Below are 16,671 nucleotides of genomic sequence, written 5' to 3'. Positions count from 1 at the left end.
ACACCCGCGTGCGGGAATGCGGGGCCCGCGGGGCCGTCCTAGACCGGGACGTCAACGCGGCGGTCACCATCGCCAAGGGCGCCGGACTGGCGGTGCCAGCCTGCCGAGCGCAGGTGAGAGCGGTACCCGTACCGGCACAGCGCGGCGACGCAGGAACCCACCGAGACGGTCAGCCGGCCGTGGCAGGAACCCCCGGGCCCAGCCTGCGGAGCGGAGGTCAATCGGAGGCGCTGGCGACCGGCTCGGCCTCGGCGGCGGATCCGTCGCCGCCGCCCGTGGGCGGGCTCTTGATCACCGCGGCCACGAGCACGGCGGAACCGAGGGCGAGCAGGGCCCCGAGGCCCCCGATGACGTTCATGCCGTCGGTGAACGCGGCCCGCCCTGACTCGGTGAGGGCCGCCGCCACGTCGGCCGGCAGGTCCCTCGCCGCCTCAAGCGCCCCCGCGAGCGTGTCCCCCGTTCCGTCCTGGATCTGTGCGGGGAGGTCCACCCCGCCGCGGTAGACGGCCGTGCCGAGGCTGCCGAGCGTGGCCACGCCGAGCGCCATCCCCAGCTCGGTGCTCGTCTCCGAGATGGCCGACGCCGACCCCGCCTGCTCGGGCGGCGCCGACCCGACCACGATGTCGGTGCCCAGTGCGATCAGCGGGCCGCCGCCCCCGTACACGAAGGCGAAGCCGGTCACCACCTGGGCGATCCCCGACGTGCTGTCGGCCGTCGCCAGCATCACGTGCCCTGCGGCCGACAGCACCAGGCCGACGGCGACGACGTGCGCGGGCCGGAACCTGCTCGCCGCGATCGGGGACACGACCGAGGTCACGATCAGCGCGATCGCCGCCGGCAACAGGTACAGCCCCGCCCTCATCGGCGACAGGCCGCCGACGAGTTGGAGGAACTGGGTGACAAACAGGTAGGTCCCGCCCGCCACCAGCATGCTGACCAGCAGCGTCACCAGCGCGGCGCGGAACGTGGGGTTGCCGAAGAGGCCGAAGTCCAGCAGCGGGCTGTCCAGCGTGCGTTGCCGCCGGACGAACAGGACGGCGCCAGCCAGGCCCGCCAGGAGCGCCAGCACCGGCACCGGGGACAGGCCGTCCTTGGCGATCTCCTTGAGGCCGTAGATCACCGGCAGGATCGCCGCCAGGGACAGCACCACGCTGATCAAGTCGAGGCGGCCAGCGTCCTCGTCGCGGTACTCGGGCAGCAGAACGGGCCCGGCCAGCAGCAGCAGCGCCATGATGGGCACCCCGAGCAGGAAGACCGAGCCCCACCAGAAGAACTCCAGCATGGCCCCTCCGACCACGGGGCCGAGCGCGATGCCGACGGAGAACATGGTGACCCAGACGGCGATGGCTATGCCGCGTTGCCGCGCATCGGCGAACATGTTGCTGATCAGGGCCAGCGTCGAGGGCATCAGCGTGGCGCCGGCGACGCCCAGGAGAGCGCGGGCCGCGATCAGCGTGGCCGGGTCGTCGGCGTACGCGGCGGCGACCGAGGCCAGGCCGAAGGCGGCGGCGCCGATCAGCAGCAGCTTGCGGCGGCCCACACGGTCGCCGAGCGTGCCCATGGTGACCAGGAAGCCCGCGATCAGAAAGCCGTAGATGTCGATGATCCACAGCATCTGGGAGGCGGACGGGTCCAGCGCCTCGCTGATGTGCGGCACGGCGAGGTGCAGCACGCTCACATCAATCGAGAGCAGCAGTGTGGGCAGCGCCAGCACCGCCAGGCCCAGCCACTCCTTCGGGCCAGCCTGACGAGGGGGTTCAACGGTGGTGCTCACTGTGTTTCCTCTCTGGGGAATCGCTCCGGGGCGCCACCGGCACGGACTCCGGACGGCTCGGAAGGGAACGGTCGGAAACCTCCGACCGCGCGGTGGGGACATCGGCCATGAGGTGGCGGATGACCACCGCGGCGTTGGCGCGGTCGTACAGGTAGAAGTGGCCGCCGGTGAACATCGACCGGCGGAAACCGCCCGTCGTCTCAAGCGACCACAGGTGCAGCCGCTCGGCGACGACGACCGGATCGTCCACCGCGCCGAGGGCCAGAATGGGCACGCCGGTCGCCGACATCGGCCGCTCGTACCGGCCCATCGCCTCAAGGTCCGCGCGGATGGCGCGCAGCACGGGCTGGACCAGATCGGCGCGCTCCGTCAGCTGGGGGCTCAGGCCGCCGATCTCCGTCAGATGCTCAAGCAGCCGCGCGTCGCTGCCCAGGTGGGCGAACGGCGGCTCGCCAGGGAAGCACGGGGGCTGGCGGGCGGATACGGCGAGCAGGGCGGGGGCGAGGCCCTTCTGCTCCATGACCCTGGTCAGTTCGTAGCCGAGGACGCTGCCGAAGCTGTGCCCGATGACCGCGTAGGGCAATGGCTCCTGGTCGGCGAGGTCGCGGCTGAGGGCGTCGACGATCGGCTCCACCCGGGTGAGGGACTCCTCGCCGATGCGCGCCCCGCGCCCCGGCAGCTGGGCGACGAGCAGCTCCACGTCCGCGGGGAGCAGGGGCCACCAGGCGCGGAACGCGGACGGCCAGCCGCCAGCGTGCGGAAACGCGACCAGACGGCGGCGGGGGCGCCACCCGGGCCCGTGCGCGCCGGTCCGCGCTCTCATCCACCAGGCGCTCACGAAGCCCCTCCGGCGGCGGGGGCGGGCGCGGGCGACCGGTCGGCGAGCAGCGGGTGACGTGCCAGGAGGTGCTCGATCACCCGGCTCTGGTGCGGTTGCAGACGCTGGCCAGGAAGGTGCTCAAGGGAGTGCAGGAACGGGTCGTGCGGAGCGGGCAGACCGGCGATCGCGCTGGCCGTTCCCAGCACCGACAGGGGCTGGTACCAGGCCGAGTAGCCGCCCTCGTGGGCGAACACGATCCGCCCCCCGGCCAGTTCGTCGGCCAGTCGGCACATCGCCGAGGCCATGGCGTGGAACGTGCGGCTGGTGCACATCATCCGGCCCATCGGATCGTGCCCGCCAGCATCGACACCGGCCGCGACCAGGACCAGCTCGGGCCGGAAGGCGCGGGCGGCCGGCTCCACCACGCGCTCAAGCACGGCCAGGTACGCCCCATGTCCGCTGCCCGCCGGCAAGGGCACGTTGACGGTGCTGCCCGCGCCCGCGCCAGCGCCGGTCTCCGCGGCACGCCCTGACGCCACGGGGAACAGGCCGTCCTGGTGCACGGAGACATACAGCACGCCGGGGTCCTCGTAGAAGACCCGCTGGATGCCGTTGCCGTGGTGCACGTCCCAGTCGACCACCAGCACCCGGCGCACTCCTTTGCGCTGGGCGACCCGGGCGGCGACCGCCACGTTGTTGAAGAGGCACAGCGCCATCGCCCGGTCCGGCTCCGCGTGGTGGCCGGGCGGACGCACCAGGCAGTAGGCCCGGCGAAACCGCCCGTCCAGCACCCCGGCGGTGGCCTGCGCGCAGGCCCCGGCGGCGAGCCGCGCCGCCCGCGCGCTGTGGTAGTTCACGTGCGCGTACACGCCCGCGTCGCCGGCGCCCGTCGCCGAGGCCGCCTCGACGCGCTCCAGGTGCTCGGGGACGTGCACCAGCAGCAGGTCCTCGTCCGACGCGGGCACCGGCGTCACCTGTTCGAAACGGTCCATCACCCCCGAGGCCCTGACCAACCCCTCCGCTCGCCGCAGGTCCGGATCCACGGCGAACTGCCGAAGCGGCTCGATCCCGGGCCCGACCGGCAGATATCCCGATCCGGGCCCGGGGTCGTGCCAGAAGCACAACTCGTGGCTGTACCAGGCGGGTCGGGGGCCACTCACGGGGCGGACACGCCCAGCGAGGCGCGGCTGATCCCGGAGACCTTCTCGATGTACTGGAGGTAGTGCTCCCGCTCCTCTTCGGGAGTGCGCTTGGCGCGGAAGGTGGTCTCCAGCAGCCCCATCACCTCCTCGGCCTCGCCGGGCGCGATCTCCCGGTCACCGATCTCCTTCTCGACAGCGCGGATGCGCGCGGCCGGCTCCACCACGCCGCTGGCGTGCTCGGCCGGATCGGCGCCGTTGTTGCGGGTCGAGGCGATGGTCTTCAGCACGGCCGCGAAGAACGCCTCGGTGTCGATGTCGGTCACTGCGATTCCCCTGGGTGTCTCGTGGTTTCCTGATGGCTGCCGTCATGAGGGCACGGATGCGCGGTCGCGGGTCAGGGGATGAGGCCGCAGGCCCGTCCCGCCTTCTCCAGCGTGGTGACCGCCGTCTCCAGGTCGGCTTCCGTGTGGCTGAGGTTGACGATGGTCCGCAGGCGGGGCAGCGTCCGCGGCACCGCGGGATAGACGATGGGCTGCACGAACAGCCCGTCGTGCTGGCACAGCCGGGCCATGGCACCCGCCTCTTCCGCGCTGCGGCAGACGACGGGCACCACCGGCGTCTCGCTGGCGAGCGTGTTGAAGCCGAGCGCGCGCAGCCGCTCCCGGTAGCGCGTGGTCTTCGCCCGCAGTTCGCGGGTGCGTTCCGGCGCGGCCGTCATCACCTCGATCGCCGCCCTGGCCGCCGCGGCCTGGGCCGGTGTCACGGCGGCCGAGAACATCCAGCCGCGCGCGTTGTTCTTCAGCGCGAAGACCAGGTCGCGCGACCCGGCGACATAACCACCGGCGCTGGGCACGGTCTTGGACAGCGTGCCCATCTTCACGTCGACGCGGGCCGGGTCGATGCCGAAGTGCTCGGTGATGCCCCGCCCGGTGTCCCCGAGCACGCCGAGGCTGTGCGCCTCGTCGACCATGAGCGGGGCGTCGTAACGCTCGCACAGCTCCACCAGGCCCGGCAGGTCGGCCACGTCGCCGTCCATGCTGAAGACGGCGTCGGTCACCACCAGCCGGCCTGCCTGTCCGGTCTTCTTCAGGGCCCGCTCCAGGTCGGCGAGGTCGTTGTGCGCGTAGGTGATGACCTTGGCGCCGGACAGCCGGTAGCCGTCGAGGATGCTGGCGTGGTTGTAGACGTCGCCGACGATCACGTCGCCGGGGCCGACGAGCGCGCCCACCGTGGCGACGTTGGCCATGTAGCCGCTGGAGTAGACGATGGCGTCCTCCGTGCCGAGGAATCGGGCGAGCGCCAGCTCCAGTTCGCGGTGCAGATGCAGGGTCCCGGCGAGGAGCCGCACCCCGTGGGCCCCGGTGCCGTGCCGCTCCACCGCATCGAGCGCCCGCTGGTCGATGTAGTCGTGGCCGATGAGCCCGAGGTAGCTGTACGAGGCGAAGTTGAGGAACCAGCGGCCGTCGAACCTGATGCGGGCGCCGTCGGCCTGCTCGATGACGGGCTCGTAGAAGTACTCGTCCCTGGCGACGATCAGGCGGTCCTCCTCGGAGAGCGCGTCGAGGCGCCGGTCGAGGAAGGTGCCGCCGGCCGCGTTCACCAGCCGGCCGGGGAGGGTCCGGCGTGGGAGGCGCCCCGCGGCGGAGGGTGGCGGAGCGGGGGCCTCGGGGACAGCGCGGGCCCGCGCAGGGCTCCGCGGCGGCGGCGCGGGCTCAGGGGAGCGATAGCGGTCCCAGTCGGGGGTGAAGGTGTCAGGGGCGAAGGTGTCAGGGGTGAAGGTGTCAGGGGTGAAGGTGTCAGGGGTGAAGGTGTCGGTGTCCGCGCGGGCGGGGGCGGGAACGGGGGCGGGGGCGGGGGCGGGGGCGGACGGTTCCCGCACCGGGAGCGAGACCGGTGTCGCGGGTGCCTCGGCCGAGGCCGTCCCGGGGCGTTCCGGTGGGGCGGCGTCGGCCGGCCCCGAGGGCGTGCCGACGCGCGGCAGCGTCTCCAGGTGGCCGAGCAACGCGCCGACGCGGCTGTGCTCGAAGAACACCAGGGGATCGACGTCGAGTTGGCATCCGGTCAGGGAGGCGGCCAGCTCGACCGCCATCATCGAGTCGAGCCCCATCTCCAGCAGGTCGTCATCGGGCGTGACCTCATCGACGTAGAAGATCTTCCTCACGGCCGTGGTGAGCTGCGGCCACAGCCCGCTCTCCGGTATGACGGCGGTCATGGGTTCACCCTTCGCTTGCTCGGTGGCGGACAGGAGGTAGTTGGCGGGCGGACAGCCGAGGGCCGCCTCAAGCAGGGCGACGCCGTCGTCCGCGGTGAGGGCGGGGATGCCGTGCGCGCTGGCCCTGGGGGCGACATCCCGGCCCATGCCGACGGTCCACAGGCCCCAGCCGAGGCTGTACCAGGGCTCTCCGGCCGCACGCCGGCGGGCGGCGTAGCCGTCGAGGTAGGCGTTGGCCGCCGCGTAGGAGCTCTGGCCGAGGTTGGCGCGTGTAGCGGCGACCGACGAGAACAGGACGACGAGGTCAGGCGGGGCGTGACCGGCCGCGAGCTCCGCCAGGGCGTGCACGCCGTCGACCTTGGGGCCGAGAACCTCGCCCACCTGCCGCTGCGTCAGGCCGCGGGCCAGCCCGTCGCGCAGGACCCCGGCCGTGTGGAAGATCCCGTCGTAACGGCCCTCGCCGCCGAGGACGTCGGGAAGGGCCCGTACATCGGCGGCCACGATATCCAACGCGCAGAGCCTGCCGAGCCGTTCGAGTCGCTGCCGGGCCTCGCCCGCTTCGGGGACGTTCCTGCCGACCAGGGTCAGATGCGCGCACCCCCGCTCGGCCAGGAACTCCGCCACCCGCAGCCCGATGGCCCCCATGCCACCGGTGATCAGGAAGCGCCCCCCGCGCCACCGCGGCGGCTTGGCGGAGGAGGGCCGGTGCGGCTCAGGCGCGGGCTCGTACCACCGGTCGCCGCGGCGGGCGAGTTCGGGCCCGGCAGGCAAGGCGTCCCATGGCGGCGGGCCGCTGCCCGGCTCCAGATCGACCAGGCGCACGGTGGTGCGGGGATACTCCGCGCGTAGCGTGCGGCCCAGGCCCCACAGCGCCGTCATGAACGGGTCGACACGCTCCCCTCCGGTGACATCGTGCGCGGCGGAGGTGACGATCAGCAGGTCCGGCATCGGGGGCCGGGCGGCCAGGCGGCGCACGAGGGCGAAGACGCCCTGGAGGGCCGGGGTCACGCCGTTTCCGTGCACCGCTCCCTCGGGGGCGACATGGACCACCTCGCGCACCGGGTCGCCGACGAGCGTCTCGTCGAGCCGCTCCGGGGACAGCTCGTCGGGCGCCACCCGCACGACGGGCCGGCCGCGCGGCGGCGCCAGGTCGCGGGGGGCGACGAGCAGCAGCGCGCCCTCGGTCGCCGGTGGCGCGGCGGCCGGCGACGTCGTCCGCCAGGTGACCGTCTCGATCAGCCCCGCCGCCGCGCCGGGCGCCGAAGGGGCGGGCGCGGTGGCCTTCAGCGTGACGCGGTCCAGTTCGAGCAGCACCTCGCCCTGCTGGTTGCAGACGGTGGCCCGGCCGCGCACGGCGGCCCCGGTGCCGGGCGCCGGGTCCCTCTCGACCAGGGCCAGAATCGTTCCCGTGATCCTGCGCCGGGCGACGAGCCGGCCGATGTACCAGGGCAGGCACGCCCCGGTCGCGCCGGCGTCGAGCATGGCCAGGACCTGGAAGACGCCGTCAAGCAGCGGGGGCGGCACGAAGGCGGCCGGGTGTGCGTCGTCGTCGGCCGCGCGCAGGACCGCCAGCATCCGGCCGGGCGCACGGTGCAGGGAGTGGACGCTCCGGAAGGCAGGCCCGTAGGTGATGCCGCTGGCCCGCCGCCACTCGGCCAGCCCGGCGAGCGGAACGCCCTGGGTGCAGCCGCCGCGCAGCTCCGCGACATCGAGGTAGCGGGGAGGTGGCAGGGGGACGCCCCTGGCATGGGCGGTGCTGTACTCGGTGCCGTCCGAACGGACGGAGCACCGGCCGTCAGGGGCCGTGACGACGTCCAGGTCGATCCCCTCACCGGTCACCCGCAGCGGCTCGCGGAACGCGACATGCCGCAACGTCCAGACGGAGTCGGGCCGCCGGGCGTCGCAGGCGCGCAGCATGGCGTCGATCTGGAGCGCGGCGGCGATGACCGGGGTGGCGCCGATCCGGTGGTCGTCGACCAGCGGGTCGGCGGCGCTGAGCGGGATGCGCAGGCCGCTCATCTGCGGAGGTCGAATCTTTCGGTGGCCTTCACCAGGCCGTTGACCTGGATGTCGACCACGTGCTCCCCCGGGTAGTAGGCGCGGGTCTGCACCTCCCTGATCGGGTGGGACTTCCGCAGGGCGCGTCGTTCTCCCGCGGCGATGTCGAGGGTGGTGAGCTTGAACACCTTGGGGATGCTGCGGCCGTTCTTGCGCACATGGTGGACGACGTAGTCGACGGTGAGGCTGTGGGCCCGGTCGTCGGTGTTGACGATGTCGAGGTCGATGACGAGGGTCTCCCCGACGATCACGGACCGGGGGGTGACGCTGAGCCGGGGGACCTCGACCCGGTCGCCGCCGGTCGCGCCCAGGATGGCCAGGGCCTGCTGGTCGCCCTTCTTCACCAGCGTGCGCAGCCCGTGCTTGACGATCCAGCCGGTCTCGGGGGTGGGGCTCTCGTCGAGCCAGCGCAGCGCGGTGGCGAGGGCGAGGTCCTGGTGGTCCCTGGAGATGTCGTTGAGGTTGTTCGCGACGGACTTGCGCACATACTCGGAGGGGTCGCTGCGCAGGGGTTCGAGGATCTCCAGGACGGGCCGCGGGTCCCTGACGAAGATGTCGAGGGTGCGGGCCCAGGGCAGCCGGGGCCTGATCCCCTCGCTGGCCAGGCGTCGCACGTTGTGGCTCGGGCTGCGGGCCCACTCGGCGACGCGCTTCATGGCCGGCGCGTAGTGCCGCTCGACATAGGGCCGGATCGCGTACTCGCCGGTGTGCCTCCTGGTGATCTCCTCGATGGCGTCGAGGGACAGCTCGGGGTACTCCAGCCCGTACTCCTCCACGAACCTGGCCACCGGCATCAGGAACCAGCTGGTGTTGAACATGCCCTCGCCCTCGGCGAGTTCGTCGCCGAGGGTGGGCATGAGCATCGCCAGGGCGCCCGGGTAGTCCCCGGGCAGCCGGTCGCGCAGGCCCTCGGTCAGGACGAGAACGCGGTCCTTCAGCTCCTTGCCCGGGACGCGCCGCTCGGTCTCGGCGACGTAGCCCTCGACATCGAACTCGGGGTACACGGCGCGGACCCTGCCGCCGATGAGGCGGGCCGCCTCGCCGTTGAAGTGTCGCTTCAGTCCGTACTCGCTAGCCATGGTGCTCGGGCCTTCTCGTCTCGTCGGGTCGCGTGTCGGCCGGCGCGTCCTGAGGGGCCTCGGTGTCGGTGGAGACCCAGAAGCGCCGCCGGTTGAATGGATAGGTCGGGATGTCGGTGGTGCGCTGGCCCTTCCCGTGGTGGAGTCCGGTCCAGTCCAGGGCGGCGCCGGCGTGGTTGTGGTGCGTGGTCAGGGCGGCGTGCAGCTGAACCTGGTCAACGCGTCCCCGACGGAGGGTGGCAATCCACGCCGGCCGCGCGGACTCGGAGCCCGGGACGGCGAGCGTGGCACGGGCCAGGGGAATGAGCTGCGGGTGCGGGCCAATCTCCCACACGGTGTCAGGGCCCGTCTCACCCAGGGTGGCGACGGCCTGGCCGAAGCGCACCGCGTGCCGGAGAGCCCGCGCCCAGTGCGCCGGGTCGGTGGCGGTCCCGGCGGTGTGCCAGGTGCCGGTCAGCGTGCTGGCGAACGGGATCGCCGGCGGGCGCAGCGGGGTCGCGGCCGTGGCCTCGGCGAACGGGGCGACGGCGCCGTCCATCAGCGCCGAGTGGAAGGCGTGGCTGACCGTCAGCGGTCTCACGCGAAGGGCGGTCTCGGCCCTGAACCGGTCGATCGACCGGGCCGGCCCGCTGATGGTCTGCGCGCGCGGCGCGTTGTAGGCGGCTATCTCGATGTCGGGGTACGGCTCAAGCGCGGCGGCGAGGGTGTCGGCGTCGGTGTGCACGGCGGCCATCGCCCCGGTGGTGGGCTGGGCCTGCATCAGCCGACCGCGTTCGGCGGTCAGCCGCAGCAGGTCGGGCAGGGCGATCACACCCGCCGCCCACGCCGCGGTCAGCTCACCGAGGCTGTGCCCGGCGACCGCGTCGGGGCGCACCCCGACGCCCTCCAGGTACCGCACGAGGGCGACCTGCACGCTGACGATGCCGATCTGCGCGTACCGGGTCTCGTCGAGCAGATGCCGGGCCTGGCCGTGGAGCAGGTCGAGCAACGGAACGTCGGCGTGCGGCGCCAGGAGTTCGGCGCACTCGTCCAGCGCGTCGCGGAAGCGGGGCTCGGTGGCGTACAGCCCTCGGCCCATGTCGGCGTACTGCGAGCCCTGGCCGGTGAACAGGAACGCGGTGGCCGTCGCCCTGCCGGTGTGCCGGGTCGCCGGGATGGTGCCGGCCGCGACAAGGGCGAGCTGGTCGGCGAGTTCACCGGTGGTGGCGCCGTGCACGGCGACGCGGTGGGGGTGCGCGGCCCGCGCGGTGTTCGCGGTGCGGGCGAAGTCCCCGACGCGGTCGTCGGCCAGGGCGGCCACCCGGTCGGCGTAGGCGCCGGCCAGGGCGCGCAGCGCCGGCTCGTCGGCCGCGCTGACCCGCAGCATGTGGCTGTCCTGGGCCAGCGGCGTCCCGTCCGGTGCGGCGGGCGGCTCCTCGACGATCACATGGGCGTTGACGCCTCCCATGCCGAACGCGCTGACCGCCGCGCGGCGCGGACGGTCGCCGCGCGGCCACGGCACGCCGCGGTCGGCGAGGTAGAACGGGGAGTCCTCGAAGCGGATGTGGTCGTTGGGGCGCACCACGTGGAGCGTCGGCGGTATCCGCTCGTGCCCCATGGCGAGCAGCGCCTTCACCAGACCGGCGAGGCCGGCCGCCGGCTCCAGGTGGCCGACGTTCGACTTGAGCGACCCGATCGCGCAGAACTGCGAACGGTCCGTGTGGCGGCGCCACGCGCGGGTCAGCCCGTCGATCTCGATGGGGTCGCCCAGCCGCGTGCCCGTGCCGTGTGCCTCGACCAGCTCGATGGTCTCAGGGGAGACGTCCGCGTCGCCGAGGGCGGCGGCGATCACGTCGCGCTGGGCCCTGGGGTTCGGGGCGGAGTAACGGGTGGTGCGGCCACCGTGGTTCACCGCCGTTCCCCTGACCAGGCCGCGCACCCGGTCGCCGTCTCGCTCGGCGTCCCCGTGCCGCCGCAGCACCACGGCCACGGCGCCCTCGCCGGGCACGAAGCCGTCGGCGGTGTCGTCGAAGGCGCGGCAGCGGTGCCGGGGCGAGAGCGCCATCAGGTCGCCCATGGAACGGAAGTACTCCGGGCTGATCGCACCGTGCACGGCGCCGATCACGGCCGTGTCGATCTCCCCTGCGCGCAGCTCCCGCACGGCGGTGTGCAGCGCCACGAGCGAGGAGGAGCACAGGGTGTTGACGAGGACGCTGGGGCCGCGCCAGTCCATCAGGTACGAGAGCCGGTTGGCGATCATCGCCTCCAGGCCGAGGCCGCGCCCTTCGGGAACGCCGTGGCGCGCCCGCTCCTCGTGGTAGTGGTCGTGGCTGTAGGCGATCCACAGGCCGGTGGTGCTGCCCTCGGCGCGTTCGCCCAGCCGGCCGCCGTCCTCCAGCGCCTCCCAGATGGTCTCGTACACCAGGCGCGCCTGGGGGTCGATCAGCGGGGCTTCCCTGGGCGAGATCCGGAAGGGAGCGGGGTCGAACTCGTCCACCCGGTCCAGGAACGACGCGTGCGGGGCCGGGCCTTCCCACCGGCTCCGCCGCCCGTCGGGGAGGGCGCGTACCGTGTCCCGGCCCTCGCCGAGCAGCTCCGCGAAGGCCGCGATGCCATCGGCGGTGGGAAGCCGGACGGCCGCGCCGACCACGGCGACATCACGAGGGCGCGGGGGGCGGCCGCGGGCGGGAGAGGAGGGCGCGGGCTCGGGGGAGGGCGCGGGCTCGGGGGAGGGCGCTCCCCCCGCGGGCACGTCGTCGGCGGAGGCCCGGCCCGCGTCGGCGCGGGGGCCGGAACCCGGGCCGGGGCCGGGGCCAGACGTTCCTCCGGCCCGCGGGGCCAGCCTGGCCACCAGCTCCGGCGCCTCGCCCGCCAGGAAGTCGGCGAACCGCCGCGGGGTCGGGTACTCGAAGAACACCGTCGGGTACAGCGCCGGACCGAACTCACGGGAGACGCGTTCGCTCAGCGACACCAGTCCGACCGAGTCAAACCCCGCGGACAGGAACTCCGTGTCGGCGTGCTCCTCGGGCGTCTGGGTCAGCTCGAGGAACCAGGCGAGCACCCGTGCGACGGCCGCGGGCCGACCGGCCGGGGCCGTCGCCTCCGGCACGGGGGATTCCAGCACGGGGGATTCCGGCACGGGGGATTCCGGCACGGGGGATTCCGGCACGGCGCGGGTGGCCGTCTCCGGGCGGGAAGCCGTCGCCTCAGGAAGGACGGGGGCCGCGGGCGGCGCTGCCTTCGCGGTGCCAGAGCCCCAGCCAGAGCCGGAGCCCGCCCCCGCGAAGGAGACGGCCGGCTCCGCGCGGAACGCCAGCGGGGGCACCCGCTTGGAGGCCATCTCGGCGAACACCAGCAGCGGCCGTCCCGTCGCGTCGGTGACCGTCTGGGTGACCCGGCACGCCTCGTCGTTCCAGAAGGCGATCTCCGTGCGGACGTACGCGGCGTCGTCCAGCGGCCCGTGCACGTCCACGCGCCCCACGGAGAGCGGGATAAACACGGACGCGTCGGCGGCACCGAACACCGGGTTGCCTGGCCCGATCGCGGCGATGGTCACGCTGTCGAGCAGCCCGGGGAACAACCGGACCCCGGCCGGGTTCAACTCCCGCTGGCGGCGGCCCTCGACGCGGGCGAGCGTACCGCCGTCGGGCAGGTCGGCCACCCAGGAGATGTTCCGGTAGTAGCGGCCGTGGTGGTAGCCGATCCGCCGCAGCCACCGGTACAGCTCAGAGCCCGCCCGCGGGTCGGCGCAGGCATCCAGAAGCGAGGCGACCGGCACGGCGGCCGGCTCGTCGGCGGCCCTGGCGAGATACCGGCCGGTGACGAACGGCTCGCGGCTCTCGGCTTCCTCGACCGTGAACCGCCCCCGCCCGTCCACCCGGCACACCACCCGGTGCGCCCCGGCGGGGATCAGCGGGCGGTGGAAGAGGACATCGGCGACTCCGTGGAACGTTGAGCCGTGCAGGGTGGCGCCCTCGCGCAGGAAGTCGAACCAGGCGACGCCGGGAAGCATGATCCGCCGGTGGACGGCATGCTGGGCTATGGGCGGCTCACCGGCTCCGAACACCCGGGAGAAGGCGTATCCGGTGGCGTCCTGGTGGGGGATCAGCTCCGTGGGGGTTCCCGGCTCGGCCGAGCGCAGCGGCTCGCGCAGGTCCAGGGCGGGACCGTCGGGCTGGGCCGCCGGCAGCGGACGCTTGCGCCAGGGCCGTTCCGCCTGGAACGCGGACCAGTCGATCTCCCGGCCCGCCGCGAACAGTTCGGCCGCGACCGCGGCGAGCACCGCGGTCACCTCCCGCTCGTCGCGGGCCCCGGCCAGCCGCGCGCAGACCTCGCGGTCCGCCCCGGACGGCGGGCCCGGTGCCGCGTCCCCGTCGCGCCGGAGCACGTCGGCCAGCGCCTGCTCCAGGGGAACGCCCGCCCAGGCGAAGTCCCGCACCGCCTCCCACCCCGGCGGCAGCTCCACCGTGTCCCTTGGCAGCCCGAGGTCGCGCAGCGCGACCGCGAGGGCGACCCCCTCGCAGATGCGGAGCAACTCCCCGGAGAACCTGGCCAGCCGGGCGCCGGTCGCCGTCTCGAAAAGACCGATGACCTCGCGCACGGCGGGCACGGCACGGCCGATGGCCGCCAGCCACGCGGGGGGCGCCGAAGCGGCCACCGGGCGGACCCGCACGGTGCCGTGGGCCTCTCCGGCGCCACCGGCCCGCAACAGCCAGGTCCGCAGCGCGGAGGCCAGCTCCTCGGCGTCGCCTCCGGTGACGGCCAGCCGCTCGCCGCGGTGCGGACGGGCCAGTCGCGCGGTCGCGCACACGTCGTCCAGGTCGCCGGCCACGGTGGGCAGGAAACGGAGCCACTGGGCGGCCAGTTCACGCAGCGCGTAGGGGCGGTCCGCGGACAGGGGCAGCACATGGACCGCGCCCGTCGGCTCGGCGGTCGGCACGCGGGGCGCGGCCTCCGCGACCACGTGCGCGTTGGTGCCGCCGAAGCCGAAGCCGCTCACCGCCGCCCGCCGCACCGGCGCCTGGGGCCAGGGGCGCGGGGTCGCCGGGAGATGGAAGGGACCCGAGGCGAGGTTGAGCCGCGGGTTGGGGGACTCGACGGTCATCGCCGGGACGAAACCCTCACGCAGCATGACGAGCACCTTCGCCAGTCCCGCGAGGCCCGACGCCGAGTGGAGGTGCCCGATGCGGCGCTTGAACGAGCCGAGCGCCACGGAGTTCCGCGGGACACCGTGCCGACCGAACACCTCGGTGAGGGCGCGCGTCTCGATCGGGTCCCCGATGGCGGTGCCTGTGCCGTGCGCCTCGACGTACTGGACGGTGGCCGGGTCGATCGTCGCGTAGACCTCGCTCAGCAGCTCGACCTGCGCGTCGAGGCTCGGCGTGGTGACGCCCATGGTGGAGCCGTCGTTGTTGACCGCCGTGGCGCTGATCGCGCCGAGCACCATGTCGCGGTCGGCGAGGGCCGCGCGCATCGGCTTCAGGACGAGGGCGATGGCGCCCTCGCCCGGCACATAGCCGTCGGCCCGGCTGTCGAACGTTCGGCACAGGCCGTCAGGGGACAGCGCGCCGGTCCGGGAGAGCAGGACGAACGTCAGCGGGTCGACCAGCAGGTCGACCGCGCCGACCACGGCCAGCTCGCTGGCTCCCGTGGCGAGGCTCTGGCAGGCGAGCCAGACGGCCGTCAGCGAGGAGGAGCAGGCCGTGTCGACGACGAGGCTCGGCCCCGACAGGTCAAAGCGGTCGGACAGCCAGGCCGCCAGGAAGTTCTGCGACCGGCCCCACAGGGCGGCCGGGCGGTCGGCGGGTTCCGGCGCCCCGGCGAGTCCTCGCCCGTGGTCGAAGCCGTACGCGTTCATGCGGGCGCCGACGAACACGCTCGCGTTCAGCCGGGGCCGGGACCCCAGATATCCGGAGTCCTCCAGGGCCCGCGCGCCGACCTCCAGCATCACCCGCTGCTGCGGGTCGAGGCGGATGGCGTCATCGGCCGCGAGACCGAACGCCTCGTGGTCGAAGGAGAAGGGGTCGAGCAGGAACGCGCCGCGGTGGTGCGTTCCCTGGTGCGCCGCGTCACCGAGGTACAGCTCGCGGGCCCACCGGCTGGGCGGCACCTCGTCGACCTCGACGGTGTCGCGCCTGAGCATGTCGGCCAGGTCGGCGACGTCCTCGGCTCCCGGCAGCCGCACCGCCAGGCCGATGACGGCGATGCGGTCATCCTGCTCGCTCTCCACGGTCCCTCCGGTCGTGTCCTCGGTCATGACGTCCGCCCCGCGTCGCCGTCGAGCAGGGGCCGCAGCAGGAGGCCGAGCGCGGCGGCGCGGTCACCGGTGGCCGTCGCCCCCGCCACCGCCCTCGGTGGTGCGCCGTCCGCGGCGCGGGCGAGCGCGGCGGCGATGTCGTCGGCCGTGCTGGCCCGCATCAGCAGCGAGGGATCGACGGAATGGCCGACGCGCTGCTCAAGGGCCGTGGCGAGTTCCGCGATGACCAGGGAGTCGATGCCGAGATCCTGGAGCGGGCGCTCGCCCGGGTCCACCCCCAGCACAGAGACGAAGGCGTCCCGCACCGACGCGCGCACCGCCGCCCGGTCCCGCCCGGTGGCCGGCGTGGGGATGACGGCGTTGATCTCCCCGACGGCGCCCAGCCGTTCGTCGGCGCCCGCCGCGCCCCCGGTCCCCGCCGCGCCCGTGGGAGTCGCCTCCACGGGAGTCGCCTCCACGGGAGCGGGAGCGGGGGCGGGCGCCCGGCCGGGGAAGAGCACGGCGCCACCGGTGAGCGCGTGGTCGAAGAACGCGTTCTCCGCCTCGTCGGCCGCGAGGGAGTTGCCCGCGGCGAAGGACGCGTCCGCCTCCATGCCGACGCCCGTCCAGTTCGGCCAGGCGTGCGCGGTCACGGCGGTGGCGGCGCCGTTCTCCCGCTCGGCGAGGGCGAGTTGGTAGGCGTTGGCCAGGCTGTAGTCGACCAGGCCCCGGCCCGCCGATGGCCACGCGCCGGCGACGGAGGACGCCAGGGTCACAAAGTCGGCGCCCCGGTCCTTCGCCAGCCGCACGACGTTCGACGAACCCTGCACCTTGGGGGCGATCACGTCGGCGGCCTCGCTCCACGGCCTGCGGTGCATCGCCCCGAACGGGTTGACCCCGCCCGAGCAGTGGACCACGCCGCGCAGCCGCCCCCAGCGCCTTCCCCACTCCTCGGCGACGGCCGCGAGAGCCGACGCGTCCGAGACGTCACAGGGCAGATACGCCACCTCGGCCCGGCGCGCCAGCTCGCGCAGCGCCTCGCTGCGCCCGGGGTCGGCCAGGGACCGGCCGACGATGCCGATGTGCCGGGCGCCGCGGTCGGCCAGCCGCTCGGCCAGCCGCCGGCCGATGGCCCCCAGCCCTCCGGTCACCAGGTAGTACCCGTCGGCGGACACCCGGCAGGGCGGCCCCGGCTCCGCGGCGGCCGTCTCCGGTTCGTACCGCGTGGCTCCCCGGTAGGCGACGGTCGTGTCCCCGGTGCCGTGGTGCAGGGCCGCGTACTCGACCGCGAGCTGGCGGGCCCAGACCTCGGGCGGGTCGGCGGAGGCCAGGTGAACGACCGCGCACGGTCTGCGGCTCTCGGCACAGGCGG

General features: G+C 74.1%; 8 protein-coding genes (1 of these 8 cut by a window edge). All 8 read right to left on the bottom strand.

Annotated features, from left to right (window positions below):
- Window positions 1-217 precede the first annotated feature (217 nt).
- Entirely contained in the window at window positions 218-1,774 is a 1,557-nt protein-coding gene (locus tag DEH69_RS21235) for an MFS transporter (protein ID WP_113688564.1), read from the bottom strand.
- Window positions 1,758-2,597, bottom strand: a complete 840-nt coding sequence (locus tag DEH69_RS21230) for a thioesterase II family protein (protein WP_113688736.1) — start codon at window positions 2,595-2,597, stop codon at window positions 1,758-1,760. The genes DEH69_RS21235 and DEH69_RS21230 overlap by 17 nt, the downstream gene beginning before the upstream one ends.
- Before the next feature lie 11 nt (window positions 2,598-2,608).
- On the bottom strand, window positions 2,609-3,754 hold the full coding sequence (locus tag DEH69_RS21225) for a class II histone deacetylase (RefSeq protein ID WP_113688563.1): 1,146 nt from the start codon (window positions 3,752-3,754) through the stop codon (window positions 2,609-2,611).
- Window positions 3,751-4,059, bottom strand: a complete 309-nt coding sequence (locus tag DEH69_RS21220) for a hypothetical protein (protein ID WP_113688562.1) — start codon at window positions 4,057-4,059, stop codon at window positions 3,751-3,753. Before DEH69_RS21220 ends, DEH69_RS21225 begins: the two co-directional genes overlap by 4 nt.
- Window positions 4,060-4,130: 71 nt before the next feature.
- Complete coding sequence (locus DEH69_RS21215) at window positions 4,131-7,967, bottom strand: bifunctional SDR family oxidoreductase/pyridoxal phosphate-dependent aminotransferase family protein (protein WP_113688561.1); 3,837 nt, start codon at window positions 7,965-7,967, stop codon at window positions 4,131-4,133.
- The gene (locus DEH69_RS21210; protein WP_113688560.1) at window positions 7,964-9,085 is read right to left on the bottom strand and encodes a DNA alkylation repair protein; all 1,122 of its coding nucleotides are present in this window, start codon (window positions 9,083-9,085) and stop codon (window positions 7,964-7,966) included. The genes DEH69_RS21215 and DEH69_RS21210 overlap by 4 nt, the downstream gene beginning before the upstream one ends.
- Window positions 9,078-15,320 carry a type I polyketide synthase gene (locus DEH69_RS21205; RefSeq protein ID WP_113688559.1) on the bottom strand — a complete coding sequence of 2,081 codons (6,243 nt, stop codon included), beginning with the start codon at window positions 15,318-15,320 and terminating at the stop codon, window positions 9,078-9,080. Before DEH69_RS21205 ends, DEH69_RS21210 begins: the two co-directional genes overlap by 8 nt.
- On the bottom strand, window positions 15,317-16,671 hold the end of the coding sequence (locus tag DEH69_RS21200) for an SDR family NAD(P)-dependent oxidoreductase (protein ID WP_113688558.1). The gene runs 7,714 nt beyond the window's last position; only the last 1,355 of its 9,069 coding nucleotides appear in the window; the start codon falls outside the window, past its right edge; the stop codon is at window positions 15,317-15,319. Before DEH69_RS21200 ends, DEH69_RS21205 begins: the two co-directional genes overlap by 4 nt.

Origin of the sequence: Streptomyces sp. PT12 (genome assembly GCF_003311645.1) — a bacterium.
Lineage (GTDB): Bacteria > Actinomycetota > Actinomycetes > Streptomycetales > Streptomycetaceae > Streptomyces.
The sequence above is the reverse complement of the archived record's forward strand: the minus strand, read 5'-3'. Positions and strand labels throughout refer to the sequence as shown.